The sequence below is a fragment of the Moorella sp. E308F genome (assembly GCF_006538365.1).
Classification (GTDB): Bacteria; Bacillota; DSM-521; order Neomoorellales; family Neomoorellaceae; genus Neomoorella.
Genome location: NZ_BJKN01000002.1, coordinates 646,317 through 671,168 on the forward strand (window position 1 = coordinate 646,317; position 24,852 = coordinate 671,168).

The 24,852-nt window shown below is 52.7% G+C and carries 28 protein-coding genes; 4 read left to right on the forward strand and 24 right to left on the reverse strand.

Going from position 1 to position 24,852, the window contains the following annotated elements; all coding sequences use genetic code 11:
* The first annotated feature begins 47 nt into the window (after positions 1-47).
* On the forward strand, positions 48-1,103 hold the full coding sequence (locus E308F_RS09690; RefSeq protein ID WP_253260439.1) for a ComEC/Rec2 family competence protein: 1,056 nt from the start codon (positions 48-50) through the stop codon (positions 1,101-1,103).
* Positions 1,104-1,150: 47 nt separating this feature from the next.
* The gene (locus tag E308F_RS09695; RefSeq protein ID WP_253260440.1) at positions 1,151-1,396 is read left to right on the forward strand and encodes a DUF3006 domain-containing protein; all 246 of its coding nucleotides are present in this window, start codon (positions 1,151-1,153) and stop codon (positions 1,394-1,396) included.
* Between the two features lie 11 nt (positions 1,397-1,407).
* Here the strand turns inward: E308F_RS09695 and E308F_RS09700 are convergent, their stop codons facing one another.
* The 4 genes from E308F_RS09700 to E308F_RS09715 form a co-directional block, all read right to left on the reverse strand.
* A complete protein-coding gene (locus E308F_RS09700) occupies positions 1,408-1,800 on the reverse strand; it encodes a DUF302 domain-containing protein (RefSeq protein ID WP_141264724.1) in 393 nt (130 codons plus the stop codon).
* Positions 1,801-1,987: 187 nt separating this feature from the next.
* Entirely contained in the window at positions 1,988-2,800 is an 813-nt protein-coding gene (locus E308F_RS09705; RefSeq protein WP_141264725.1) for a M55 family metallopeptidase, read from the reverse strand.
* 67 nt (positions 2,801-2,867) lie between these two features.
* Positions 2,868-3,143 carry a heavy-metal-associated domain-containing protein gene (locus tag E308F_RS09710; RefSeq protein WP_141264726.1) on the reverse strand — a complete coding sequence of 92 codons (276 nt, stop codon included), beginning with the start codon at positions 3,141-3,143 and terminating at the stop codon, positions 2,868-2,870.
* Between the two features lie 68 nt (positions 3,144-3,211).
* Complete coding sequence (locus E308F_RS09715) at positions 3,212-3,490, reverse strand: hypothetical protein (protein WP_141264727.1); 279 nt, start codon at positions 3,488-3,490, stop codon at positions 3,212-3,214.
* A 129-nt stretch (positions 3,491-3,619) separates the two neighbouring features.
* Between E308F_RS09715 and E308F_RS09720 the strand changes: the two genes are divergently transcribed.
* A complete protein-coding gene (locus E308F_RS09720; protein WP_141264728.1) occupies positions 3,620-5,224 on the forward strand; it encodes a hypothetical protein in 1,605 nt (534 codons plus the stop codon).
* 24 nt (positions 5,225-5,248) lie between these two features.
* Here E308F_RS09720 and E308F_RS09725 read toward each other — a convergent pair whose 3' ends face one another.
* The gene (locus E308F_RS09725; RefSeq protein WP_141264729.1) at positions 5,249-5,875 is read right to left on the reverse strand and encodes a hypothetical protein; all 627 of its coding nucleotides are present in this window, start codon (positions 5,873-5,875) and stop codon (positions 5,249-5,251) included.
* A 179-nt stretch (positions 5,876-6,054) separates the two neighbouring features.
* On the opposite strand from E308F_RS09725, the gene E308F_RS09730 reads away from it, so the two are divergent.
* Positions 6,055-7,041: a hypothetical protein gene (locus E308F_RS09730; RefSeq protein WP_172613621.1), complete on the forward strand. Its 987-nt coding sequence runs from the start codon at positions 6,055-6,057 to the stop codon at positions 7,039-7,041.
* Between the two features lie 2 nt (positions 7,042-7,043).
* Here the strand turns inward: E308F_RS09730 and E308F_RS09735 are convergent, their stop codons facing one another.
* The 19 genes from E308F_RS09735 to E308F_RS09825 form a co-directional block, all read right to left on the reverse strand.
* Positions 7,044-7,970, reverse strand: a complete 927-nt coding sequence (locus tag E308F_RS09735; RefSeq protein WP_141264731.1) for a LysM peptidoglycan-binding domain-containing protein — start codon at positions 7,968-7,970, stop codon at positions 7,044-7,046.
* 215 nt (positions 7,971-8,185) lie between these two features.
* Positions 8,186-9,592: an 8-oxoguanine deaminase gene (locus E308F_RS09740; RefSeq protein WP_216364503.1), complete on the reverse strand. Its 1,407-nt coding sequence runs from the start codon at positions 9,590-9,592 to the stop codon at positions 8,186-8,188.
* A gap of 164 nt (positions 9,593-9,756) precedes the next feature.
* Positions 9,757-10,488, reverse strand: a complete 732-nt coding sequence (locus tag E308F_RS09745) for an N-acetylmuramoyl-L-alanine amidase (RefSeq protein ID WP_141264733.1) — start codon at positions 10,486-10,488, stop codon at positions 9,757-9,759.
* Between the two features lie 78 nt (positions 10,489-10,566).
* Positions 10,567-12,000 (reverse strand): aspartate ammonia-lyase, encoded by a 1,434-nt coding sequence (locus tag E308F_RS09750; protein ID WP_141264734.1) that lies wholly within the window; start codon positions 11,998-12,000, stop codon positions 10,567-10,569.
* 164 nt (positions 12,001-12,164) lie between these two features.
* Positions 12,165-12,476, reverse strand: a complete 312-nt coding sequence (locus E308F_RS09755; protein ID WP_141264735.1) for a DUF6951 family protein — start codon at positions 12,474-12,476, stop codon at positions 12,165-12,167.
* 56 nt (positions 12,477-12,532) lie between these two features.
* The gene (locus E308F_RS09760) at positions 12,533-12,910 is read right to left on the reverse strand and encodes a methylglyoxal synthase (protein ID WP_141264736.1); all 378 of its coding nucleotides are present in this window, start codon (positions 12,908-12,910) and stop codon (positions 12,533-12,535) included.
* Between the two features lie 99 nt (positions 12,911-13,009).
* A complete protein-coding gene (locus E308F_RS09765; RefSeq protein ID WP_141264737.1) occupies positions 13,010-13,669 on the reverse strand; it encodes a YkgJ family cysteine cluster protein in 660 nt (219 codons plus the stop codon).
* Between the two features lie 25 nt (positions 13,670-13,694).
* Positions 13,695-14,915: a [FeFe] hydrogenase H-cluster maturation GTPase HydF gene (hydF, locus tag E308F_RS09770; protein ID WP_141264738.1), complete on the reverse strand. Its 1,221-nt coding sequence runs from the start codon at positions 14,913-14,915 to the stop codon at positions 13,695-13,697.
* Between the two features lie 120 nt (positions 14,916-15,035).
* The gene (locus E308F_RS09775; protein ID WP_141264739.1) at positions 15,036-15,257 is read right to left on the reverse strand and encodes a Sec-independent protein translocase subunit TatA/TatB; all 222 of its coding nucleotides are present in this window, start codon (positions 15,255-15,257) and stop codon (positions 15,036-15,038) included.
* 47 nt (positions 15,258-15,304) lie between these two features.
* Positions 15,305-16,048 (reverse strand): twin-arginine translocase subunit TatC, encoded by a 744-nt coding sequence (gene tatC, locus E308F_RS09780; protein WP_141264740.1) that lies wholly within the window; start codon positions 16,046-16,048, stop codon positions 15,305-15,307.
* Positions 16,049-16,116: 68 nt separating this feature from the next.
* Positions 16,117-16,818 carry a bifunctional demethylmenaquinone methyltransferase/2-methoxy-6-polyprenyl-1,4-benzoquinol methylase UbiE gene (gene ubiE / locus E308F_RS09785; protein WP_141264741.1) on the reverse strand — a complete coding sequence of 234 codons (702 nt, stop codon included), beginning with the start codon at positions 16,816-16,818 and terminating at the stop codon, positions 16,117-16,119.
* Positions 16,815-17,495: a hypothetical protein gene (locus E308F_RS09790; protein ID WP_172613620.1), complete on the reverse strand. Its 681-nt coding sequence runs from the start codon at positions 17,493-17,495 to the stop codon at positions 16,815-16,817. The genes ubiE and E308F_RS09790 overlap by 4 nt, the downstream gene beginning before the upstream one ends.
* A gap of 180 nt (positions 17,496-17,675) precedes the next feature.
* Positions 17,676-18,053: an adenosylmethionine decarboxylase gene (speD, locus tag E308F_RS09795; RefSeq protein WP_054936805.1), complete on the reverse strand. Its 378-nt coding sequence runs from the start codon at positions 18,051-18,053 to the stop codon at positions 17,676-17,678.
* Between the two features lie 183 nt (positions 18,054-18,236).
* Entirely contained in the window at positions 18,237-19,136 is a 900-nt protein-coding gene (gnd, locus tag E308F_RS09800; RefSeq protein WP_141264742.1) for a phosphogluconate dehydrogenase (NAD(+)-dependent, decarboxylating), read from the reverse strand.
* A gap of 104 nt (positions 19,137-19,240) precedes the next feature.
* The gene (locus tag E308F_RS09805; protein ID WP_141264743.1) at positions 19,241-20,311 is read right to left on the reverse strand and encodes a uroporphyrinogen decarboxylase family protein; all 1,071 of its coding nucleotides are present in this window, start codon (positions 20,309-20,311) and stop codon (positions 19,241-19,243) included.
* A 3-nt stretch (positions 20,312-20,314) separates the two neighbouring features.
* Entirely contained in the window at positions 20,315-21,838 is a 1,524-nt protein-coding gene (locus tag E308F_RS09810) for a gluconokinase (RefSeq protein WP_141264744.1), read from the reverse strand.
* 140 nt (positions 21,839-21,978) lie between these two features.
* Entirely contained in the window at positions 21,979-22,872 is an 894-nt protein-coding gene (gene garR, locus E308F_RS09815; RefSeq protein WP_141264745.1) for a 2-hydroxy-3-oxopropionate reductase, read from the reverse strand.
* Between the two features lie 24 nt (positions 22,873-22,896).
* Positions 22,897-23,835 (reverse strand): transketolase family protein, encoded by a 939-nt coding sequence (locus E308F_RS09820; RefSeq protein ID WP_141264746.1) that lies wholly within the window; start codon positions 23,833-23,835, stop codon positions 22,897-22,899.
* Positions 23,832-24,680, reverse strand: coding sequence for a transketolase (locus tag E308F_RS09825; RefSeq protein WP_141264747.1), 849 nt, complete (start codon positions 24,678-24,680; stop codon positions 23,832-23,834). Before E308F_RS09825 ends, E308F_RS09820 begins: the two co-directional genes overlap by 4 nt.
* Positions 24,681-24,852: the final 172 nt, after the last annotated feature.

Consider the following 24,852-nt stretch of genomic DNA (forward strand, 5'->3'; position numbering starts at 1 on the left):
GAAGGAATGGTAAACATGGAAGACTTTTCGAACAGCGAGTGATTATAATGATAGCAACCATCAGCATCCTGGCATTTTTAACTGCCGTTCTCCGCGCGGTTGGTACCGGGTGGCTTGCTTTGCGCCGGGCCGGGAAAAAGGCCAAACGCCTGGCCATCTATGCCGTCCTCGCTTTTACCCTCTCCTTGGCTACTGCCTGTGGTAACCTTACCGGAGAACAGCCCCCTTCTCCGGCCAACCAGTCGCGGCCGCCGGTAGCGCAAACAGCTTCCCCTGCACCAGGAGAAGCGCCTGGTACCTCAACATCTCAAGAAAAGCCTCCGGACTCCTCAACCCCACCGGCTGAAACCGGCAAGCTACGCGTCCATTACCTGGATGTCGGCCAGGGGGATGCCATCCTGGTGCAGTTGCCTGATGGCAAGAACATTTTAATCGACGGTGGCACCGGTGAAGCCGGGCCGGGGGTGGTCCGGGAATTGAAGCAGTACAGCGTTAAGAAACTGGATTTTGTAATAGGCACCCATCCCCATGAAGACCATATCGGCGGCCTGGATATGGTAATAAATAGTTTCCAGGTAGGCAAGGTTTACCTACCCCGGGCGACCCATAATACCGACGCCTACAGGGATCTCTTGCTAGCTATAAAAAATAAGGGCCTCAAGGCCACGGAGGCAAAAGCCGGTGTTGCACTGCCCATGGAAGGGGGCCTCCAGGCCCTTTTTGTCAGCCCGGCGAAAAGTAATTATGAGGATCTAAACGATTATAGCGCCGTCCTGCACCTTACCTACGGGCAAACGGCTTTTCTCTTTACCGGTGACGCCGGTAATACCGCCGAGGAGGAAATGCTGGCCGGCGGCAGGTCTCTTAAGGCTGATGTACTCAAAGTCGCCCACCACGGTTCCCGTTATTCTACCAGCACTGCTTTTCTCAAAGCTGTGGCTCCCAGGTATGCTGTTATCTCTGTGGGTAAAGGTAATGACTATGGCCATCCCCATGCCCAGACCCTGCAACGCCTACAAAAAGCCGGGGTTAAAATCTACCGCACCGACCGGGATGGTACCATAACGGCCGTCTCCGACGGTCAGAAGGTGACTATACACTAGCATTGTACGGCCAGGCCGAAGGCATTCCTGTTGTCTATACCTACCTGATGCAAAGTAAAAGTGAAAGGAGTAGAATAATGCCCCGCCGGGAATTGCTGGTCATTGATCGCTTTGAAGAAGACATGGCTGTAATTGAATACGGCCGCCGCACCTTTACCCTGCCCCGCTCCCTCCTGCCCCGGTCTGCCAAAGAGGGTGACGTGATTAAACTCGCCGTCGTCCTGGATCCGGAAGCCACTGCCCGGCGCAAAAAAGAAGTCCGCTCCCTGGCGGACGATGTGTTTGAGGGATAGAGGCTTACTGATCACCGGGCTGCATCCACAATGGCCCTGATTTTAGCGTCCACCTGTGAGGCTATTTCTTCCAGGCCGGTTTCGGGATAAAACTTGGCCAGCATGGTGGGCCGCAGGGCGCTGATGTAAGTCTTGCCGTCGCGGGTGTAGACATTTATTTTACAGGGCATCATCAAGCTGATAAGGACGTCTTTTGCCAGGACTTCGTGGGCGTAGCGGGCATTGCAGATTTCAATAATTTTCAGTGGTTCAGAATCATAGCCTTTGCTTTTCAGGGTGGCCTGGACATCATGGATATGCTGGACCTTCATGCCTTGCGCGGCAGTAGCTTCTTCCACGGCAGTCACGGCGGCGTCAAAATTTTTTTCAGTTGTCACGGTGTAGCTGATGTCTTGGTAATCCATGCCAAATGCCTCCTTCACTTGTTGGCCTGTAGTAAGTCTGGCTTTCATTGTTGAGTTTTATAAATGCTTTTCGACTTTTTTATAATACTACTATCATAATTCGCTGTCAATATATATGGCGAATAATAACCCGATGAACCCTTAATTTACTCCGTTTTCGGAACGCCGGGAAAACCCTGTCCCGGTATTAGCTGCTTTTTGCCAGGGCAATGAGGCTCCTTGCTGCCTGGTAGGCTTCCAGGTAATCGGCTCCCGTGTAAGTTACGGTAACGGCATCGAGGAACCGGCTGCGGGGCAAGATGGCTGCTGCCGCCGCCCGGGCCGGGTCGTTAAATTTAATCGTTACCGTTGCCGGGGCCGGTGCCGCAAGGGGTTGAAAGCTTTTCCTGCTGAGGGCCCGGACCAGTCCCTGGCGGATTTTTTCCCTGGCCAGCCGGGGCGGGAGCGACCTGGCGGCGTGGAAATTAACTGCTTCTTTAACAATAACGGCTTCTACTCCTTCAAGGATTTGCCTTGCTTCACCGGCCAGGACCTGGTCGCCGCTCACCAGGACCACCGTGACACCGAAATAACCGGCCAGCAGGGCATTCAGGCCCAGTTCCCCCATTTCCTGTCCATTAACCTCCAGGCGGTGGACTACGTCGCTGTAGGTGTGGGCCAGGACGCCCGGGCTGCCGGCCCGGGCATGATAACCTATGAAACAGGCTACAGCAAAGCCCCTGTCTATCCCCTCCATCATGCCCAGTTTTTTCGGTGCGCCGCTGATAAGCTGGACCCCGGGGTGCAGGTCTTCCGGCGGGATGTTACGCATCCTGCCGTGGGCGTCATTGACGGTTACGCTGGCAGCCCCGGCTTCAAGGGCGCCACGGATGGCGGCATTGACTTCAGCCGTCATTAGTCTCTGGGAGCGTGCGTATTCCACCCCTCCTATGGTTTCCACCTGTTCCCAGGCAGTTATCCCGGCCACGCCCTCCATATCGGCGGATATGTAAACCCGCATCCCTGTCATTCCTCCTTTATAACGGGTGAATGTCAAAAGGGCCTGACCGGCCCTAAGAACAACTCCTTCATGATTTATGGATATAATGGTAACCGAGTTTGGTGATATGCTCGCCAATGATTTCCAGGCTTATCTGGGGCAAATAATAGGTAATTACCACCCAGCGACGTTCGAGGACGACATTGACGCTAGTTACACCGGGTAGACTGCCCAGGGCATTACTAATTTTCTTGGCATCTTCCCCGGTGCGCATATCGGTTACAATCAGGGTCATGGTTACCTGCCGGAGGCCAGGGGGGTAACCGGCCAGAATTTCTGCGGCCCGCTGGCTGTACCAGCTCATCTATTTAACCTCCTTTTACCATTTTAACTATAAATTACTGATGAGCATCCTGCTCACCCGTTTTCTCCTCAGGGACTCAGACGCCGGAACTCAACCCCCTTTTGCAGTAACAAATAGTCCATAAAAGAAGGTGTAATCCTTTCCGGGTCATAGATTATTTTGACCATATTGGCCTGGCCCTCCCGGGGTAGCTGGATCTCCTTTACCAGGGCTGCCAGGGTATAATAGACTGTTTCCCGGATGACCGGCGTTTCAAGGTTGGGTATAATGTAGGTAACTTCCTGGTGCCGTCCAGGTTGGAATTTTTCCTGGCGGGCGTCAATCCACATTCTTACCTTCGGTTCCATGTCCTTGCCACCTCCAGAGCCCTGCCCTATATTCTATGCATCAACTCGCTTTTTGCCGCCTGTTTAGGTCCATTCCACCTTTCATCAACATATGCTGTAATAGTGATTTTATGAAATGAGGGGTGAAAGATGGCTAAAATCCTTTTGGGAGATATTGCCTTATCATCATGGGAGCTTGATGCTTTCAGCAAAGACTTGTTTCCAATCCTGTGCCGCAGTTTGGGTGTAAGTTTCTTAGAAGATGGTGAAGGAAACTTTATCCTGAATCCGCCCCTGGCTAATAAGACGATTGTTTTACGCCCGCTGGCCGACCAGGATCAAACCTTGACGGCCCTGCTAACTACCTTAAGCCAGGAGCTCCAGGGACAGGGGGCCAATGTTTTAATTGTTCCGGCTACCGCCAGCGACGGGCAGCTTTTCCGGCTATGGCAGACCCAGGTCCTTTTTGCCTTCTCGCAAAAGGATGGTGCCGCTCCAGAACCAGCTTTACGCTTTTTTTACGCACCCAAAAAGCGCGAGGAAAGCCTGGGTCTAATTGCCGCCCTGGTACAGGCTATGCTCCGTTCAGGAAGACCCCTTAGTTATACCATCCCCGGAGCCTGGGAGTATTTTAAAAACTTCCGCTACCGCCGCCTTTTAAATAATGCAGAAGTGCCATCGGTCTTAATTGAATTTTGCCAGGTTCACCTGGAGCCGGAATTTATTCACAACATTACGATGTGGCTGGTTGGCGGGTTAACCTGGTATTTCCAGAAACCGCTTACGGAAGAAACGGTTTTTAAGCTTCAATCCCTGTTGCAGCGCTTCCGGGATGCCTGTTTAAGTGAACCGAAGTACCGGGTTTCCGCAACAAACCAGGTAAAGAAGGAAACTGCGCCTCCGGAAGAGGAACCGGCAGCTATGACGCCGGCCGGGCCGGGAGAGAGCCCTATTCAGACCGGAGAAAAGAGGGACGCAGGAACAGAAGCCACAGGGGTCGCGGCCCGGGGAGAGACGATGGGGGAGAAAACAGCCTCGAGGGCTATAACGGACCCTGGAGATGAAACGGAGGCAGGAGGTACAAAGGTCAGGGATGAGGCAGCCATACCCGGCAGAAGCGCAATGCAGGTGCAAGATGGACTGCCGGTGCAGGGTAAAATACAGGGGCGAGACGAGGCAGCGGAACAAGCAAAGATACCACCCCAAAATGAGCTCCTGGCAACAGAAGGGGACGTAAACCAAGGGTCAACGCCGGCAAAGGATACAGTTTCCAGCAGCCAGGCTTCTCCGCCGGCACCTTCCGGGCAGATCCAGAATGCCCGGCAGGGTAAAGGCCGTCACCGGGGCAACCCATTTTCCCCTCCCGGTGACGAGCCGGTGTTTATCTTTAAGCGGCCGCTCGGAGCCAGCCTTGCTCCTGTCTTTTTCCCCCAGGGAGTACTGGAAAGTATGGCACAGCTGCCCCTCCAGAGCACTTTTCTGACAGGGGAACAATGGCGTAATTACCTGTCCTCTACCGGAGCGGATATTGACGTGGCCAGCCTCGCTGCCCGGCAGGAGCCTCAGCCAGGAGCAGCAAAACCGTCAGCACTTAACTTTGACCCAATCAGGACCGATATGCTCACGACGGATACGATAGCCCCGGAGACCGGAAATAATGATAGCACCCTGGTGGAGCTAAAAAATTTAAGTGCCGCCATCCTGGCCCCGGAACAGTCCGGAGAACCACTAAACGGCGAAGCACCGTCAATTTGACGGTGCTTCGTACTTCCTGCTTTCTTAGAAACACTGGGCCGGTGGCGCCGGCGGGCAGACGCCGGGAGCCACAACGCAGGGTGCCGGCACGCAGAAGCCGTAACTGGGCACCAGGAGCTGGACGGTAAGGATGGTCTTAATGACCAGGCACACCTGGAAGTCGCAGGTGACGGTGATAGTACCGACACCGACGGCGGAAACCACACAGTTGCAGAAAAGTAGGGTACTGTCGTTTTCGCAATCGACGGTTACTCCCTCGGGAGCGCAGAGAGTAACGATTTTGGTAAAGGTAAAGACGCGGTCGGCAGTTTCAGCGGGAGCATTGGGGTTGGTAAGGGTGACGGGTACGGAAATGACAATGGTCAGGGTGGCAAAATTACCGGTGGTCGGGACGCGGTTAATGACGTTGCAGGTAATAGGCCCGGCCAGGGCACAGGGGATGGCCTGCCCGACGGTAAAAGTACCGGTAGCAAACTCACCACCTACACCAGTAGTTACAGTAGTATCCCGGCTACGGCTTTCTACCTGGAAACAACTATCATAAACCTTGTCAACCTTAATACACTCGATACGGGTAGGTGGTGGACACCCTTCCGGCGGGCACTGGCCGGGAGCAACGACGGCCTGCTTGGCGCTCGCTTCGTCAGCCATGCTTAAACCTACCTCCTTGGAGCAAATTTTTCTGGTTAATGTCTGGTATATAATATTGACCTCAACGGGTGGATGTTACCGGGAAAACATAATTTATTGCCGGCAATCAAAATTATATTTTTCCTGCCAGTATAGCATATGCATTAGTTAGGTAGCCCTGGTCCAGGAAGGTGATGGCCATGGTAAATTATTTAGCTACACCAGGTGATAGCTGGCAGTTAGTTTTGCGCCAGGGTATATTACGCTATAGTTATACTGCTACCGGTGAGCCCATGGCTGGCCTGAGCGCCTCTACTGCCGTTATTGACCCTGCCGGTCGCTTGCATATAGTGGCAACGTTGCTTAATAAGCGTTTAATTTATGCCCGCTGGCAGGGTCATCGCTGGGAGAGCAGGGAGTTGCCGGCAAATGGTTCCGTCCTGGCCTTTGTCCTCGATTCCCGCGGGCAACCGCACCTCTTATTAGAGGAATCCTATAGACCGGAAATTGTCCATCTCTACCTGGCCGGTAACCGCTGGCAAAGGCAGTTTTTACCCTTTAACCTTACGGCTCCTCCCTTACTATTTAAACCCCTGCCCCGGGGTCGGCTCTTCTTTGCCGGTCAGGATGCATCCAGGGGAAGGCAGCTTTTATTTTTAACAGTTTATGATCCTGCCACGGGCTGGCAGATGCCCCGTCCCCTTACCGGCGTAGAACCTGGTAATAAAATTTATGCTTACTGGTTTCAGGGGTATCTTTACCTCTTGTCCTGGCACAGGCAGGAAAAGGACTCCTTGCTTTTTTTACACGTAGTTGAACCGGAAAAAAACACCTCGCTGAGGCTCTGCCCGGGAACAATGGTTGATCTTCCCGATGACCGGCCGGTACTCCTGGCTAAGGAAAAAACCTTACTTTTCCTCTGGACATCCAGCAACCGCCTGGCCTTTTGCTTCTCCCAGGATGGCGGCAGTACCTGGTCACCACCCCAGAGCGCCTATTTCTTTTTTCCGGCCCGGATTAAAGCTGTAGAGGGGCCAGAGGGCCCCTCCACCAGGCAGGTGGTTTTCACCAAGATCAGCGGTCTGGAGCCGGACTGGCCGCTGGTAATCAATTTTGAGCCTCTTTTTTCTTTGTGCAGGGCGGTCGTTGTAAATCCCAGCAGCAGGAATACTCCTTTTAAGCAATGATTTTAGATAATGATTGGCACCACAACACCCAGGAATAAAGGCCCAAAGACAAAGGGGAACCTGCGGGCAGCGCCGATTAACAAAACAGGGTCTTTATCCATCTCAGCATCCATCATATGATGGCTCATCATCATCCCATCGGCCATGGGCCTCATTTCAACTACCCTAAATTCCTCCATTTCCCGGTAGCGAACCATTAAAACGACATGCTCCATACCGAAATGCCTGGGATCAGGAATCCCGCGGGCAACAACCAGCAGCTCCCGTTTTTCTATATCAATGATACCCATACCCATGGCACCGGGGCAATGATGGGTGGGATGCATCATAAAACAGTGGCGCCGGGGCATTACTGGTGGCATGATGGGAATGCAGATGCGCTGGCCGGGATAAATCAAATTGGGATCTGTAATTTGCGGGTTGGCCGCCAGGATCTGGTCCACTGTAGTACCGAACTTGCGGGCGATGCTGCTTAAAGTATCTCCGGGCTTGACGACATAGATAAACCCGTTGGGGCAGGGCATGGCGGGCCTGGTTGGAATGCAGAGCACCTGCCCCGGATAAATCAGGTTGGGATCCTGGACCTGGGGGTTGGCGGCTATCAAGGCATCCAGGCTGACATTAAATTTTTGGGCAATGGAGTACATGGAATCGCCTGGTTGGACAGTATAATAGAAGCCGCCGGGGCAAGGTACAGGCATTTTCCTGGGAATGCACAGTACCTGGCCGGGATAAATGAGGTCGGGATCTCTTACCTGGGGGTTGGCAGCAATAAGCTCCTCCAGGGGTATACCAAAATGCTGGGCAATAAGAAACATGGTGTCCCCGCTTTTAACGGTATAATGGAAGCCATGGGGACACGGGGGCACGACATGCTGGGCTGCCGCCTCACTTACAGTTGCCTCAGCTTTCCTGCTTTCTTCACTCATAAGGCCGGTCTCCTTTCCTTGCAGGCATGATTTGCTAGTATAGGGTATGAAACCGGCCAGTTCTTGGTGACTAAAAAAGCGCCCCTACGGGTGCGCTAAATTACTTGTTCTGGTATGAGGGCCTCACTCAACGGCGGCTTCGCTCCGCCATCCGTGGGTGGCTACTGTTTATCTTATCACCAGCAAATTCTTTTTTTTCGCCGTCCTTATAACAGCTACTGCCGTTTGGGGTAAGCATAATAATCGGTACCTGTACGCCTCCCGGCCCTGGTCAGCATTTCACCTGATATCCGGTTGGCCCGGCGAACGATTTCAGTTTCATCAACCTTCACCAGCCGCCCTTCCCGGACTACGACCTCACCGTTAACAATGGTGGTATCCACCAGCTGGCTATCACCACAGGTGATAATAGCCGCTACCGGGTCATGCTGCCCCCCGGCAAACCCCAGTTCCTCAAAGTTTATCAGGATCAGGTCTGCTGCCATTCCCGGAGCCAGGTAGCCAATGTCATCGCGGCCCAAAACTTCAGCGCTGCCGACAGTTGCCAGACGCAAAACTTCTTCTGCTGTCAGGCCGTCATTACCGTAAGCCAGTTTTTGTAAGAGATAGGCAATACGCATTTCACTCCACATATTAGAGGAATCATTACTGGCGCTGCCATCCACGGCCAGACCCACCCGGGCCCCGGTAGCCAGCAGGTCCTTCACCCGGCAGACGCCGGAAGCCAGCTTCATATTGGAAGCCGGGCAATGGGATACCCCGCTTTTCGTCTCGCCCAGCAGGGCCACCTCGGCGTCGTTTAAATGTATGGCATGGGCAAACCATACATCGGGTCCCAGCCAGCCCAGGTCAGCCATGTACTCCACGGGCCGCCTGCCAAATTTTTCTTTACAGAAGCGTTCTTCATCCAGGGTTTCGGCCAGATGGGTATGGAGCATGACACCGTACCGGCGCGCCAGAGCAGCACTATCTCGCATCAGTTCGGGAGTTACAGAAAAAGGTGAACAGGGAGCCAGGGCAATACGGCACATGGCGAAGGGGTCAGCCTCATGGTACTTTTGGATCAAGCGCTCACTATCAGCTAATATCTCGTCTTCTTTTTGAACTACTTCATCCGGTGGTAGACCACCCTGACTTTTGCCCAGGGACATGCTGCCCCGGGTGGCATGGAAGCGGATCCCCAGTTCCCGGGCCGCCTGAACTTCAATATCAATAAGTTCATTTCCCTGGCCCCGGGGAAAGACGTAGTGATGGTCGCTGGAGCAGGTACAGCCTGTCTTCAGCAATTCCCCCAACCCCACCATGGCTCCCAGGCGAACTGCTTCCGGCGTCAGTTCACGCCAGATTTCGTAAAGGGTCACCAACCAGGGGAACAGAGGTATATCCTGGGTTGCCGGGATATTGCGGGTCAGGGTCTGGTAGAGGTGATGATGGGTGTTAATCAGGCCGGGGAGGACGACTTTGCCCCGGGCATCGATAGTTTCCGTACCTTCGTCGACGGGCAAGTTGCGGCCGATTGTCTTGATTGCCGGGCCTTCTATTAAAAGATCGGCTTGCCGGTAGCGACGGCCCTCCCTATCAAGGGTGATTATCCATTCGGCATTTTTGATAAGTAAAGCCAAGCCAAGTGCCCCCAGTCAACCGGGCAAACCCGGTTAAATTTAATGACTTATTTCAGCATTAAAGCGGGCTTCCAGGACGATGAGGTGTGGTTTGTTTTTTCTTCCATGGCTTGATTATACCATAGAAGCATGTTTGGGTATCTAGTTCCGGGTACTCAGGCATGCTAAAATGAAAAATTACACGGTATTAAATTTAACCTGGCTAAAAGATTGGCCAAAGCGGTAGCCACTTCAGCCCGGGTGGCATTCTGGTCGGGCCGGAAGGTGCCGTCCGGGTAGCCGCTCATAATCCCGGCCGCCATGACCTGGCGAATGGCCGCCTCGGCCCAGTGACCCTGGATATCGCGGGGCTCGCTTGGCTTTAGGCCCAGGTAGGCGGCCAGGCCGCAAAAGATGGCCCGGGCCAGGGCTTGTTGTACTGCGGGCGTAGCTAGTTTAGCTGCCGTCTCCGGGTTGCTGAGAAAACCCATTTCTACGAGGACTGCAGGAGCGTCGGTTTCCCGCAGAATGTAAAAATTTGCCTGGCGGACGCCCCCGTCCGGCCAGCCGGTGGCCGCCACCACTTCGGCCTGGATCAAGCGGGCGATCTTTTCAGCTTGGCCTCCGGGGGCCAGGATAAAGGTGCTGACATAGTTGGGATCCGGAGTGCCGGCACTGTTGACGTGCAGGCTGATGACGAGGTCTACCTTTTCCCGGTTGAAGAGGGCCGCCCGATCGGCCAGGAAGACATCCTGGTCAACGGTACGGGACATTACAACTACTATGCCTGCTCCTTGAAGCAGCTGCTGCAGCGCCAGGCCCACGGCCAGGGTAACGGCCTTTTCCTGGAGGCCGCCGGCGGCAACGGCACCGGGGTCGCTGCCGCCGTGGCCGGGATCAATACCTACTTTTGGCATTAAAACCACCCCCGTTTTAAGATATGCTTTAAGTTGATCTTAAGCTCCGGGGGTGACCATGGCTAATGGCGTAAATTGCTAATTACACAAGCTCTGGCCCTGTTGCAGCCTATTTATGGTCTTAACTGTACCGGGTTTCGTCATAGCGGCAGGGGTTAAGATGCTTTCCAGTTCGTCCTGCGTCAAAAAACCTTTTTCTAACAGGATTTCTCTAATCGAGCGGCCGGAAGCTTCTGCTTCCCGTACCACCTCTGTTGCTTTTTCGTAACCGAGATAGGGCAGTAAAGCTGTGGCCAGTACGGGACTCTGCTCCAGCACTTCCCGGCAGCGCCCGGCGTTGGCTGTTATACCGCTGATACATTCCGTGCGGAAAATCCTGGCCGCTGCCGCCAGCATTTCCAGGGATTCCAGCAGGGCGTGGGCGATGAGGGGCGCGAAGGCATTGAGCTCCAGGTGGCCCTGGCTGGCGGCCATGGCGATTACCATATCGTTGGCCATGACCTGTATGGCCACCTGGTTGACCATTTCCGGGATCACCGGATTGACCTTGCCGGGCATGATGGAAGAGCCGGCCTGGCGGGGGGGGAGGTTGATTTCTGCCGGCCCGCCCCTGGGACCGGCAGAAAGGAAACGCAGGTCGCCAGCAATTTTATGCATGGTTACGGCGGCGGCCTTCACGAGACCGGAAACTTCCACAAAGACGTCCATATTCTGGGTGCCATCGATCATGTTTTCCGCCCGGGCCAGGCCCAGCCCCGTCAGGCGCCTTAAATAATCATTAACCAGGTAAATATATTTCAGGGGGGCATTGAGGCCGGTGCCGGTGGCCGTGCCGCCCAGGTTCACCTGGCGCAGGCGCTCCTCAACCTTGTACAGCCGCCAGCGGTCCCGGGCCACGGCCTGGGCATAGGCACCGAATTCCTGTCCCAGCGTTACCGGAACGGCATCCTGGAATTCAGTACGGCCGATTTTAAGTATCCCGGCAAAGGCAGCCTCCTTTTCCTGAAGGGCCTCCTGGAGCCTGGCCAGTTCCTCGGCCAGGGGTAGTAAAAGGCGGATGGCCGCTATACGCATGGCGGTAGGGTAGACATCGTTGGTGGACTGGTGCAGGTTAACGTGGTCATTGGGGTGGATGGTGGCATAATCACCCCTGGGAAGGCCCAGGATTTCCAGGGCGCGGTTGGCGATTACTTCATTAACGTTCATATTAGTCGAAGTACCGGCCCCGCCCTGGAAGGCGTCGAGAAAAAACTGGTCGGCCAGTTCACCCCGGGCTACTTCTTGGCAGGCGGCGATAATGGCCTCTCCCTTTTCCCGGGGCAGGTAGCCCAGGTCGAGGTTGGCCCGGGCGGCCGCTTCTTTGACGGTAGCCAGGGCTTTAATTAGCTCTGGATGGACTTGATGCCGGCTGACGCGGAAATTCTCCGCTGCCCTTAAGGTGTGGATGCCGTAGTAGGCGCTGGCGGGCACTTCCCTGGCACCCAGGAGATCATGTTCCTGGCGGGTAGACATAGCTCATCCCTTCCTTTGGACTCTATTGTAGCAGACCGGGGACGGTCAGGAAATACGGACAAGTAAAGAGCGACCGGCTATCGAAATTGCCGGTCGCCATGAAAGGGTAACGAGCACCTATCGACTAGTACTTTTTGCTGGATGTGTCTTCCTGAGGTACAAAATTATTTCTGGACATAGATATGGGCATCCCGGGGCAGGGCCAGACCGGCAGCTACTTCGACGGCCTTAACCATGCCGGGGAGTACCGGGCAGGCAGCATGGGGGCAATGTTGAAAGAATAATTCCCGCAGGCGGCTGTTGCCTTTGAAGCCAATCTCGTCCAGGGGATTGAGGGTGCTCAGTTCAGCGGCAATCTTCTGGATGTTGGGACAGGTAGTGTTGATGGTCAGGTTGCAGGAAAACATATCCGGTGCTTCAGCCAGAATGTCGGTGGTAAAACCACAGATACCGGATTCAACAGTTACTTTAGCCATAGGAGAATTCCTTTCTTTGCAGAAATTGTTAAAAAGCGTCTGAGACGGCTTTTATGTTACTCTTTTGTCCTGCTTTTTAAATACTCGAGAAAGATTGTTGCTGTGGCCAGATTGGTGGCCGCCGGCACGTTGTGGACGTCACAAATGCGCAAAAGAGCGCTGATATCCGGTTCATGGGGCTGGGGCGTCAGCGGGTCCCTCAGGAAAATTACCAGGTCCAGGCGTTTTTTGGCCACCAGGGAACCCATTTGCTGGTCTCCCCCCAGGGGCCCGGACATAAGACGGTGGACCTTGAGGCCGGTGCGTTCCATGATCCTGGCACCTGTAGTTCCCGTGGCTACCAGCCGGTGGTTGGCAAAGATATGTTTATGCTGGTCGACAAAATTGACCAGATCGTCTTTCATGCGGTCGTGGGCTATGAGGGCGATGCGCATCAATTATCCTCCGTTTACAGTTTTTCGGGAAGTTAGATAAATATATTCGCTAAAAATGTATTTTTTCCTGTTGCTATACAAATATTTTGCTTTGTATTTCTATTGGTGAAGCTGCTGCCATAGTTCCGGTGGACAAAGGGATTTTATAGGAACTTCGGCATAACTCAAGCAGCCGGCGAAAGGAGTTGGTTCCCAGTCATGGCGGTGTACCCCTGTCGGTACCGCCGGTTGCAAAGAAAGCCAGTAACGCACCAGTTCATCTTCCCCGCGGTTGACAATGGTTTCCCGTAAAATCCTGGCCCGACGGGTGAGGGGGCAGCAAAAATAGGTACGACAAATAAGGGGCCGGTATTTGTACAGGCGGCACCGACGACGGTAAGGTTCTAAAAAAATACAGTAACCTTCGGCGTCAGTCCGCAAAGTAATATCTACCACCCGCCCTTTCACCCGGACCTGGCAGTACTCCTCCAATATTTCTGGCAGGGAGAATATTTTACCAGTAAGCTCCTCCAGTCCCTGTTGCAATACCTGCAGATCAATGCTGGTCAGGGGCAGACGCCCGCCACAGCAATGATCACAACCCAGACAATCGCCGTTAGTATAGGGGCGGTAAAGGAGGGATGGGTCAAGTCCTTCCACGGCGGTAATATAATCAGCTATGTTGGCCTCAGGAGATAAAACCCGGAGATCATACCCTAGCTTGCCATTGACCTGCCAGTAACGCACCTGGACGGGGTTCTGTTCTTGCCTTGCGAGCAAATGACAACCTCCTGCCAATTATATTTTACTCTTCTTCCCGCCATGCCATCAGGGCCAGGGGGAAGGGTTCCAGGGCCCGTTCCAGGACGCCGTGGATAAAGGCCAGGAGGACGCCGTAATTAACTATTGGTACGCCGGCTTCCTTGGCCAGCTGGATGCGGTAGAGCATTTCCCGGCGGTTGATCATGCAGCCGCCGCAGTGAATTATCACCTTGTAACTGGCCACATCTTCCGGGTAGCCAGTACCGGAATACCAGGAAAACTGCAAATCACCACCCACGTACTGGCGCAGCCAGCGGGGTATCTGCACTTTACCGATGTCATCAGCCTGGCGGTGATGGGTGCAGGCCTCGGCGATGAGAACCCTGTCTCCGGCCTGCAAATTTTTAACAGCCTTCGCGCCCCGCACCAACTCCACCAGGTCCCCTTTATAGCGGGCAAATAAAATGGAAAAGGAAGTCATCCAGATGCCGGGCGGCGTGTCGGCCGCTACCTTCAGGAAGGCCTGGGAATCGGTAATAACAATCTTGGGGGGCGGGATCTTCGCCAGAGCCAGCTTCAGTTCCCGCTCCTTGACCACCAGGCCCATGGCGTCATGATCCAGCAAGTCCCGCAGTGTCTGTACCTGGGGCAGAATCAGCCGCCCTTTCGGTGCCGCCAGGTCGATGGGTACCACCAGGACGGCCATTTCTCCGGGCCCCACCAGGTCGGCAACAATATAAGGCTCCTCAAAGTCGGCAGGAGCGGCTTTAATCAGCTCCCCTTTCAACTCTTCGATCCCCTGGCGGGTCAGGGCGCTGACCGGCAGGACCCGCTGTCCCAGGGTTTTTTCCAGGTCCGGCAATAGTTCCCGGCCGCCCTGGTCGATTTTATTTAAAACTATCACCAGGGGCAGGTTTTGTTCCTTTAGTCGCTGCAAGAGTTCCAGTTCGTAAGGTCCAACTCCGGCTGCCGGGTCCAGGACCAGGATGGCCAGATCAGTGCGCCGCAGGACTTCCATGGTCTTTTTGATCCTTAAAGCACCCAGTTCGCCCACGTCGTCAATCCCGGCCGTGTCGATGAGCACGACGGGACCCAGGGGTAAAATTTCCATGGATTTAAGGACTGGGTCTGTTGTTGTGCCTGGAATGCTGGAGACTACAGCCAGTTCCTGGTTGGTCAGGGCGTTGATTAAACTGGACTTGCCGGCGTTGCGGCGGCCAAAGATAGCAATATGCAGGCGGTTCCCCCTTGGTGTTGCTTCCACAGCTGCTTCACCTCCACGTAAAGCAAAGCTTCGCTCCAACAAAAAACGCTTTACTGGTGCTGGCCCCGGAAATTTTCCCAGTAAAAAACGGGAGTTTATCTCCCGTAGCTTACCACTTTTTTAACTGATCTGTTTAGTGGCTTTCTCTTTACTGGCATTGCTGTCGCCTTCGTCTATTTTGACCGCTTCTTTGATTTCCTCAGTTACGGAATTGGTAGCATTCTTAAATTCCCTGATACCCTTTCCCAGGGCGCGACCTACCTCGGGCAGCTTGCCGGGGCCAAAAATAATCAACGCCAGCACTAAAATCAAGATTAATTCAGGAGCTCCCAAACCGAACATCCTTCTCACCTCCTGTTAAGATTATTGTACACCTGTTTCTTTTAAATTTAAATACCTTCTTCCTTGGCCTTTTCTTCCCGCCTTCGTCGTACCAGGTAAGAAATCCAGATGCTAACTTCATAAAGGGCAATTACCGGTAAAGCCATTAGCGTTTGGGAAATCATATCCGGCGTAGGGGTAAGAATGGCCGCCAGTATAAAGATAATTAAGACAGCATATTTACGGTTTTTAGCCAGAAATCGGGGTGTTATCAAGCCTAGATGGGTGAGAAGCATAATAACCAGGGGCAACTGGAAGACGGCCCCGAAGGGTAAAATAAACATGGTCAAGAAACTAAAATATCGGGAGATGGAAATCAGTGGCGTAAAGCCTTCACTGGCACTTACTAGTAAAAAATGAATGGCTGCCGGGAAAACTACCAGGTAACCAAAAACTATTCCCCCGGCAAAGAGCACTATTGATGCCGGCATTAACATATAAATCAGCCGCCGTTCATGGCTGTGCAGGGCTGGCAGGACAAAGCTCCACACTTCCCAGAGAATCACCGGTAGAGCTAGGAAGATAGCTGCCACGAAGGAAATTTTAATCGTCGTGAAAAAGGCCTCCCAGGGAGTGATAAAGACCGGGTTTATGCCTAGTTCCTTAATTGGTCGCAAGATTAAAACCAGCAGCTGGCCCCGGAAGCCAAAATAAACAGCGATAGTTGCGATCACTAAAGCAATAATAGACACCAGCAGTACCCTGCGCAAAGCTTCCAGGTGTTCCGTCAGGGTCATAGACTTATCTTCCACCGCTCCACCTCCTTTTAACCCTTTTATGGTTAGTTTCATTATACTGCCGTTATCATAGCAGGGCAACATTATTTCTTTATACCCACATGGACGGCTACAATGCCGCCCGTCAGCTCGTGATAACTTGCCCTGTCCAGGCCCAGGTCACGGAAGTATTGCAATATTTCTTCCTGGTGGGGATAGCCCTTAAGGGAACGGGGCAGATAACTATAGGGGCCATCCATTCCCACCCCAAGGCGACCTATTAAAGGCACCAGGTGGTCAAAGTACAGGTAGTAAATATGCTTAAAAATGGTTCGAGAAGGTTTGGCTAATTCCAGGGAAACCACCCGTCCTCCCGGCCGTACCACCCGCCTCATTTCCGCCAGGCCCCGTTTGATATCAGGGAGGTTGCGCAGGCCAAAGGCAATGGTGGCGCAATCAAAAGTATTATCCGGGAAGGGAAGATCCATGGCATTACCTTCTACCAGCTGTACCAAATGGCCGTAGGGACTGGCTGCCAGGCGGCGACGGGCGACCTCAAGCATGCCCGGAGCAAAATCTAGCCCCACTACCTGGCCGCCCGGGGCTACGGCCCGGGCCAGTTCCAAAGAGAGCATACCGGTGCCACAGCAGACATCCAGGGCCTTGTTCCCAGGTGCAAGACCTGCCCGGGCTACGGTAAAGCGGCGCCACCCCCGGTCGCAATTAAAACTTAGAATCGTATTTAACAGGTCGTAGCGGGGAGCAATGTTGTTAAAAATGCCACGTACATATTCCTCTTTGGTCACAGGGCCATCACCCGTTCGACAGGCAGCTCTTCGCTTAATTGAATAACCAGTTCACCAAGGAGCTCCCTTACTGTTCCGGGAGCAAGTTTTTCTACGGCCTGGCTGGCTTTTACGGTTACTGGTTGGCCATTCCACAGCTTGCCTAAAAGTAAGCCTATCTCCTGCCACGCCTGAGCCAACCAGGGTTCGGCCCGACCTAACTGGCTACCCAGGGAAGTCGCCGCGGCAGCCAGGTATTCCCGCATGCGAAAACTTTTGGATGAAGATGGTTTTTCGTGTTGCCGGGCCGCATCCAGGTGTATCTGGCAAATCAATTGGGAAAGGGGTGCCAAAAATTGCAGATTACCATCGCGACAGAGGAGATCAAAAAAACGGGTGTAGAAATAATCTCCTACCAGGGTTTCCAGAGCTACCTCATCCTTAACATTGTTATGAATCAATGAGGCCAGGAAAATAAATTGAAATACGGCAGCCAGAGAAAGCGCCCTGGAGCCAGAGTAACCCTGGGTATGGGCGCTCAAAAGAACTAGAGCAGGTAGAAAATCTTGATCTAAATGGTTCAAAACAGGCCAGGTGACCCCGGGTAACCTTCGCCCTTGCAAGCGAGTTTCCCTTAGCAAGCGATGGCGAACCATTTCTAGCTCTGGTTGTAATAGTTTAAACAGGGCGGTCAACATCCAGCCCTCCTAAATATAAAAATAAGTATTCCATTTGATATTCTATTCTTTAAAGCATATTCCTGCTGGTTATTTGAACGCAAAAACGCCACAGGCCCTGCAAGTTTTCTCCCTGCAAGGCCTGTCAGCTCCTACCCTCACTACTACCTTTACATGTAGGTAATAAAATAAATATCCCTCCTACAGATTTACCGCTGCCGCCCGAGGAGGTTCCATTACGCCCCGTTCAATTTCGGTGGCGTGGACTTCGCCTGCTTGGAACTGCTCGGTTAAGTACCTGCAGGCATCCCAGGGATTTACCCTTTCACCACAGGTAAAAACATCAACGGCAGCATACCCTAACTCCGGCCATGTGTGGATTGCCAGGTGCGATTCGGAGATGACCACCACGCCGCTGACACCCTGAGGGCTGAATTTATGGAAGCAGACTTCCCGGATTTCGGCACCGGCCTCCAAAGCAGCTTTAACCATGATTTCTTCGACCTTTTTGATGTCGTTTAAGATCTCGAAGCTGCATCCATAAACCTCAGCTAAAACATGACGGCCCAATGCGCGCAATTATCATTCCTCCTCCAGAATAAAAGTGGAGCATGACATCAATCAAATCCAATTGTAACCCCACTCCCCCTTATTGTCAACTAAAAATCGCAGCAGATGTCGGATAAAGTTGAGGGCTTGTCTTTAGAGGCTATAAGAAGCGGCCTGGTACCAAACCATGCCGCTTCTTAGCCTTTTAGCCCTTCAATATTTCCGGGCCACCTCGTGGCCGCCGAACTCGTGGCGCAGGGCGGCCACCACCTTGGTGGCGAAGCTCTCCTCCTGCTCGGAGCGGTAGCGCATCAGCAAGGCTGCCGTGATTACCGGCGCCGGTACCTTCAGATGCAGGGCTTCCTCCACTGTCCAGAGGCCCTCACCGGATGAATAAGCGATATCTTTTATGCTTTCCAGAGTAGCGTCTTTGCTAAGGGCACTTTCCATGAGGTCCATTAGCCAGCCGCGGATTACCGAACCATGGCGCCAGACCCCGGCCACCGCCCTGAGATCCAGTTTAAAGGGCCCTTTAGCCAGGACTTCCATCCCCTCGCCGATGGCCTGCATCATGCCGTATTCGATGCCGTTATGGACCATTTTAACATAGTGGCCGCTGCCGGGGGGGCCGGTGTGCAGGTAGCCCCCGGGAACGGTTATATCCTTAAACAAAGGCTCCAGATAGGTAAAGAGCTCATCTTCGGCTCCCACCATACAGCAGGCGCCATAGCGAGCTCCCTCTATACCGCCGCTAGTACCGGAATCGGCGAAGCGAATACCCTTTTCCTTTAAAAATTGATAACGGCGTAAAGTATCCCGGTAATGAGAATTACCCCCGTCGATGATAATATCGCCGGGAGCAAGCAGGGGTAATAGCTGTTCAATAACCTCGTCCACGGCTTTGCCGGCAGGGATCATTAACCAGATAAGGCGGGGAGATACCAACTCGCCTACCAGCTCTTCCAGGCTGAAAGCACCTTTAATCCCACGGGCGGCGGCCTTTTCCACTGTCGACCTCGTGCGGGCGTACCCTATCACTTCGTGACCATGATCCAGCATATTGAGGGCCAGGTTGAGGCCCATTTTGCCTAAGCCTATTAAGCCGATTTGCAAAAATAAATCCCCCTTTAGTCACACGGAGAAAAAATATTACTGTGGCCTTGTCTTAGTATTATAATTTACCAGCCTCATAATCCATCCTCCCCTGCCACTCCCGCCTATAACGGGTAACGATTCTCCCTGGCTACCCGAATCATAGTACGGACGTTTACCTGGGGGGTGTAATAAGCCAGTTCGCAGCCGGAACCGAGGATAAACCCACCACCCTTGCCGGCTAAATCGATACACCGCTGGGCTTCTTTTGCTACCTCATCCGGCGTTCCTCGTAACAGTAATTCAGATGGATCGAGGTTACCCATTAAGCATACCCGATCGCCTACGACAGCCTTGGCTCTGCCCAAATCAACCTTATAGTCAAGCTCTAAAATCATGGCTCCAGTATCCGCCATCAAAGGTAAAACCGGTGTCATATCGCCGCATACATGAAGAAGTGTGATAACCTGCCGGTCTTTATGACAGATATTAAGGGCATTAAAGAATTTTTTCTCATAGGGAAAGGCCCATTCCTTATACATTTTAGGTGAAATAACATCGATAGAAGCCAGGGAATCACCGGCCTGGACAATGTCGGCACCTGCTTCCACCTGTGCTTTGGCGAAGGCAATTAATGCATCGCTGGTCAGCTCTAATAAATGCCGTAAAGCCCTGGCATTTTTTCCTTCAGGTTCGGTGGCAGCCATTGCTAACTCCATCAAGAAGCGCTGGGTACCCATTAAATGTGACGCCAGGGAAAAAGGGCCGGTACCCGTTCCCCTGATGGCGACTTTACCACCCACCTGTTCTTTGATCAAATCAATGGCCTCAAGGTAAACAGGCATTCGTCCATCTTTATAAGGGTCAGGTACTCTAAGCTTATAAACATCTTGAAGTTCATGAACCACAGGTTCCCTCAAAGTGGGTGTAGAATCCTCATGCATATCCACGGTAATACCGAAGCCTTCAGCAATATAGTAGTTGTCCGATTGGGCGACAATAATATCCTGCTGATAAATTTCCCAGGCCTTCAGTTGTGCTTTCGCCATTATTCTACCGTTGGTGCAGTATTGAGATATTAAAGCCCCGCCTACCTTTGCCCCGTGGTTACCCATATAAGGTCCAACTGGTACGACATCGGGTTCCATCCTATTGGCAGCGGCACGTACCCTTTCAAGTGAAGTCATATTAGGCATTCTTTACACCCCAAGAGAAGTAAAGTCTTTCTCTATTTTTCTACAGATACGTTGGTAAATATCAAAAAGAACACGGTATTTATTGGTGTTTAGCCAATAGGGGTCAAATTGCTTCGCTTTTTGTAAGAACTGATAAATGATGTTGATATCGCTTGCTTGTCCTGTGGCAACCATCCCAAGGACCGCTGCCCCGAGGCAAGCACCTTCAATACCTGGATATACTATTACTTCTTGTCCCAAAATGTCTGCCAGTATTTGACACCATAATGACGAGCGAGTGAAACCGCCGGTGGCACGAACTTCTTTAAACGGTCCACTTAACTCCTGCAAGGCCAGGGCAACGCTGTAAAGGCTGAAACAAACTCCTTCCATTGTAGCCCGAGCCAGGTGTTCCCGGCCGTGGTGGAGGGCCAGGCCAACAATAATGCCCCGGAAGCTGTCATTCCACCACGGTGCTCTTTCTCCTGTGAGGAAGGGCAGAAAAATAAGGCCATCACTGCCTGGTGGTATACTGGCTGCACAAGAATTCATTAAATCATAAACTTCCCCCTTTCCCTCAAGTGCAGCTCTTACTTCAGCCTGAAAAAACTTATCCCGCAGCCAGCGGTAAACCAATCCACCGTTATTGATGGGCCCGCCGATAATCCAATCTTTGTCCGTCAGGGCATAACAAAAAGTTCGCATGCCGGGATCAGTTATGGGTTTATCAACATGGACTCTTACGGCACCACTGGTACCAATTGATATAGCTGCTATCCCCGGTTTAATGGCGCCGACACCAAGGTTGGCCAGGGTCCCGTCGCTGGCACCAATTATAAAGGGGGTTTCCGGTTTCAGGCCCATGGCTGCCGCATCTCCTGCCTTAAGACCCCGGAGAATGTAAGTCGGCGGTACAGGTTGGGAAAGCTGTTGATGGCTGATACCTGACAGCCGCAGAGCATCTTTATCCCAGGTGAGCTTGTATAAATTAAAAAGACCAGTTGCTGATGCTAAAGAATAATCAATAACGTATGTCCCAAAAAGCCTGAAAAAAATATACTCCTTAATTGAAATAAATCTAGTGCTCTTCTGGAAAATTTCGGCCATATTCTCTCGTAACCAAATTAGCTTGCATAGAGGAACCATAGCATGATAGGGTACACCACAACAACGATATAACTCTTTTCCCTTTGGATCTTGGCGTAGTCTTTGGGCAATAGTTGCACTGCGGTTGTCCGCCCATATCCAGCAATTAGTTAAGGGGTTACCTTTTGCATCCACAGGCATAATACCGTGCATGGCCGAACTGAAGGCTACCCCGTCAATTTCGCTGGCTCTGGCGCCGGCCTTCCTAACAGCCGTCCCTATTACTTCCAGTGTATCCTGAAAAATTTTTTCGGCATCCTGTTCTGCCCAGCCGGGTTGGGGTTGTTCAAAACCGCTTTCTTTTGCGTAGTACCCACGGACTTGTCCCTGCTTATCCAAAACTACAGCTTTTGTTGTAGTTGTTCCCAGATCAACACCAATAAACAGTCCGCTTCCGGTCATGGTTTTCTCCTCAGCTAAAGTTTAAATTCAATATCTAATTCTACATATTTTCTCCAAATCCTTCTTTCAAGAAAAAAATTTTCTCGTTGATAACGTATAAAAAATACCCTCCCAAAAGCCGGAGGGTATTTTTTTAGCCATCAATTTTGTCGCCTCACCTCAACTTGAGCCAGCTTTTCGTAGAAACGAATAATAGCACCATGGTCGGCATCACCCAGGCCATCAACCTTTAAAGCCTGGAGGATTTCCATCATGGCGGCAGTCAAAGGCAAGGGCACTCCGACTTCATGGCTGGCAGCCAAGGCATTGGCCAGGTCTTTAATATGCAAATTAATGCGGAAACCGGGGTTAAATTTCCTATCCAGCACCAGCGGTGCCTTGGCATCCAGGACGGTACTGCCGGCCAATCCGCCGCGAATGGCCTGATATACCAGTTCGGGATCAACGCCGGCTTTGGTGGCCAGTACCAGAGCTTCGGACATGGCGGCAATGTTCAAGGCGACGATAACCTGGTTGGCCAGCTTGGCCACGTTGCCGGCACCTATCTCGCCCACCCGGACGACAGAAGATCCCATGGCTTTAAGGATGTTAAAGCAGGCGTCAAAATCCGCCTGGTTGCCGCCCACCATAATAGCCAGTGTACCGTCGATGGCCTTCGGTTCCCCGCCGCTCACCGGGGCATCAAGCATTCTAATCCCTTTCTCAGCAAGCCTGGCTGCTATCTCCCGGCTGACCAGGGGGTCGATGGAGCTCATATCGATAAGGATGGAACCGGCTCGGGCACCTTCAATGACACCTTCCGGGCCTAAGACTACTTCCTTAACATGGGGGGAGTTGGGGAGCATAGTGATGATAATATCTGCCTGCCTTGCCACCTCTTTGGGCGAACTGGCCGGGGCAGCCCCGGCAGCTACGAGTTCATCTACCGCCGCCCGATTGATATCATGCACCACCAGCTGGTACCCGGCTTTCAATAAATTCTTGCTCATGGGTTTACCCATGATACCAAGGCCGATGAAACCAATCTTTTGCATAATTAATCTACCCCTTTCCTAAATTTATAGGGCTACTACCCGCCGGCAGGCGGATAATACTGCCTCACTGGTTAAATTGTAGGCTGTCAATAGATCATGGTAATTACAAGCTGACTGGCCAAAAACATCTTCGATGCCCACAAATTCCATAGCGATGTTCTTTTCTCCGCGAAGCGCTTCGGCAATAGCGCTGCCCAGGCCACCGATAACGCTATGTTCTTCAGCGACAACTACCGCCCCGGTTTCCCTGGCCAGGGCGGTGATGGCTTCCCGGTCCAGGGGTTTAATGGTACTCACATTTATCACACTTGTTTCTATTCCCTCCTCGGCCAGGATTTCAGCGGCCTCCAGGGAGCGGCTGACCATAATACCGCTGGCAAATACGGTAACATGTTTTCCCTGGCGTAAAGGATAGACTTTACCAATGCAGAACTCTTCTTCTACAGGGAAAACAGCCGGGAGGTCATTGCGATTAAGCCGCAAGTATACAGGCCCTTCATACTTGGCGATGGCCCTGGTGGCCTTCGCTGTTTCCGTTGCATCTGATGGAACGATGACCGTCATATTGGGCAAAGCTCGCATCAAGGCCACATCCTCCACCGATTGATGAGTAGCGCCGTCACCATAATCAGAAAGTCCGGCGGAAGAGCCGATCAATTTGACGTTAGACCGGGCCAGGGCCACCCCTACACGAATCTGGTCATAGGCCCGACCCGTAAGGAAGACGGCAAAGGAATGGACGAAGGGGATCTTGCCTCCCAGGGCAAGGCCAACGGCGACGGAAACCATGTTCTGCTCGGCGATGCTCATCTCAAAGTGTCTTTCCGGGAAACGTTCTTCGACCAGGATGCCCCGAGTAGATTTTGCCAGATCTGCATCCAGAGCAACGATGCGCTTATCTGCTGCAGCCAGTTCCACTAACGTTTTACCATAGGCTTCACGGGGATTTAACAAGATACTCATTTGTTGTCACCTCCAGCCAGGGCTGCTTCGGTCGCGGCGCAGGCAATCTGGTACTCTTCTTCCGTCATACCGGCATTGTGATATGCAGCTTTATGTTCAGCAAAGGGAATACCTTTACCTTTTACAGTGTGGGTAATAATCACTACCGGCCGGCCGCAGACTGTATCGGCTTCGTCCAGAGCCGAAGCAAGGGCCCCAACATCGTGGCCGTCTACCTCCAGGACATACCAGCCGAAGGCCTCCCATTTTTCCTTCAAGACCCCCATATCCATCCGTTCCTTGATAGGTCCGGTGGCTTGCACATTATTTTTATCCACTATGGCTACCAGGTTGTCAGCCCGGTAGGCGGCAGCAGCCATGGCCGCCTCCCAGACCTGGCCTTCAGCCAGTTCGCCGTCGCCCAAGAGGACGTAAACTTTGTAAGATGCATTATCCAGTTTGGCCGCCAGGGCCAGTCCCAGGCCTATCGATAGCCCCTGGCCCAGGGAACCGGTATTGGCTTCAATTCCCGGGGTTTTGCGCATATCGGGGTGCCCCTGGAGGTGGCAGCCCAGCTCTTTATTGTACCGGAGTTCTTCCCTGGGAAAATACCCGCATTCCGCCAGGGCGGCATACTGGGCCAGGCCCGAATGGCCTTTACTCATAATAAAGCGATCCCGCTCTGGCCAGTTGGGATTTTGCGGGTCGTGCCGGAGTTTATAGAAATAAAGTACGGCTATAATCTCGGCGCAGGATGCAGATCCCCCCAGATGCCCTATTTTGGGCGGCGCCACCATATCGACGATATCCCGTCGGATACGGGCAGCTTTCTTTTGTAAAAACTCTTTTTGTTCACCGGTGATCATGTTATCCTCTCCCTGCTATACCTGGATGTTATGCCTGGATGGCTACTAACATAAACGTTCAAGTCTGGTAATTGCAAAATCTGATGCTTTCTTAAAATAAAACTTGTAAGTTGTCATACATCTCTTGCGCCCTTGCCTCTTCACATTCCGTTTGCGACACCTTATTCCACCA

Bases quoted from the DNA above. Each gene is read 5' to 3' on its own strand.
- E308F_RS09710 (WP_141264726.1), bottom strand. From the start codon at position 3,143: ATGAGCTGGTACAGCCAGCGGGCCGCAGAAATTCTGGCCGGTTACCCC.
- E308F_RS09825 (WP_141264747.1), bottom strand. From the start codon at position 24,680: ATGATCACCGGTGAACAAAAAGAGTTTTTACAAAAGAAAGCTGCCCGT.
- E308F_RS09820 (WP_141264746.1), bottom strand. From the start codon at position 23,835: ATGAGTATCTTGTTAAATCCCCGTGAAGCCTATGGTAAAACGTTAGTG.
- E308F_RS09760 (WP_141264736.1), bottom strand. From the start codon at position 12,910: ATGCGCATCGCCCTCATAGCCCACGACCGCATGAAAGACGATCTGGTC.
- E308F_RS09735 (WP_141264731.1), bottom strand. From the start codon at position 7,970: ATGAGTGAAGAAAGCAGGAAAGCTGAGGCAACTGTAAGTGAGGCGGCA.
- E308F_RS09695 (WP_253260440.1), top strand. From the start codon at position 1,151: ATGCAAAGTAAAAGTGAAAGGAGTAGAATAATGCCCCGCCGGGAATTG.
- E308F_RS09805 (WP_141264743.1), bottom strand. From the start codon at position 20,311: ATGCCTAATATGACTTCACTTGAAAGGGTACGTGCCGCTGCCAATAGG.
- E308F_RS09810 (WP_141264744.1), bottom strand. From the start codon at position 21,838: ATGACCGGAAGCGGACTGTTTATTGGTGTTGATCTGGGAACAACTACA.
- E308F_RS09775 (WP_141264739.1), bottom strand. From the start codon at position 15,257: ATGTTCGGTTTGGGAGCTCCTGAATTAATCTTGATTTTAGTGCTGGCG.
- E308F_RS09720 (WP_141264728.1), top strand. From the start codon at position 3,620: ATGGCTAAAATCCTTTTGGGAGATATTGCCTTATCATCATGGGAGCTT.
- garR (WP_141264745.1), bottom strand. From the start codon at position 22,872: ATGCAAAAGATTGGTTTCATCGGCCTTGGTATCATGGGTAAACCCATG.
- E308F_RS09705 (WP_141264725.1), bottom strand. From the start codon at position 2,800: ATGCGGGTTTACATATCCGCCGATATGGAGGGCGTGGCCGGGATAACT.
- E308F_RS09750 (WP_141264734.1), bottom strand. From the start codon at position 12,000: ATGTCTACCCGCCAGGAACATGATCTCCTGGGTGCCAGGGAAGTGCCC.
- E308F_RS09725 (WP_141264729.1), bottom strand. From the start codon at position 5,875: ATGGCTGACGAAGCGAGCGCCAAGCAGGCCGTCGTTGCTCCCGGCCAG.
- E308F_RS09700 (WP_141264724.1), bottom strand. From the start codon at position 1,800: ATGGATTACCAAGACATCAGCTACACCGTGACAACTGAAAAAAATTTT.
- E308F_RS09715 (WP_141264727.1), bottom strand. From the start codon at position 3,490: ATGGAACCGAAGGTAAGAATGTGGATTGACGCCCGCCAGGAAAAATTC.
- E308F_RS09690 (WP_253260439.1), top strand. From the start codon at position 48: ATGATAGCAACCATCAGCATCCTGGCATTTTTAACTGCCGTTCTCCGC.
- E308F_RS09755 (WP_141264735.1), bottom strand. From the start codon at position 12,476: ATGGCTAAAGTAACTGTTGAATCCGGTATCTGTGGTTTTACCACCGAC.
- E308F_RS09730 (WP_172613621.1), top strand. From the start codon at position 6,055: ATGGTAAATTATTTAGCTACACCAGGTGATAGCTGGCAGTTAGTTTTG.
- E308F_RS09790 (WP_172613620.1), bottom strand. From the start codon at position 17,495: ATGTTGACCGCCCTGTTTAAACTATTACAACCAGAGCTAGAAATGGTT.
- E308F_RS09745 (WP_141264733.1), bottom strand. From the start codon at position 10,488: ATGCCAAAAGTAGGTATTGATCCCGGCCACGGCGGCAGCGACCCCGGT.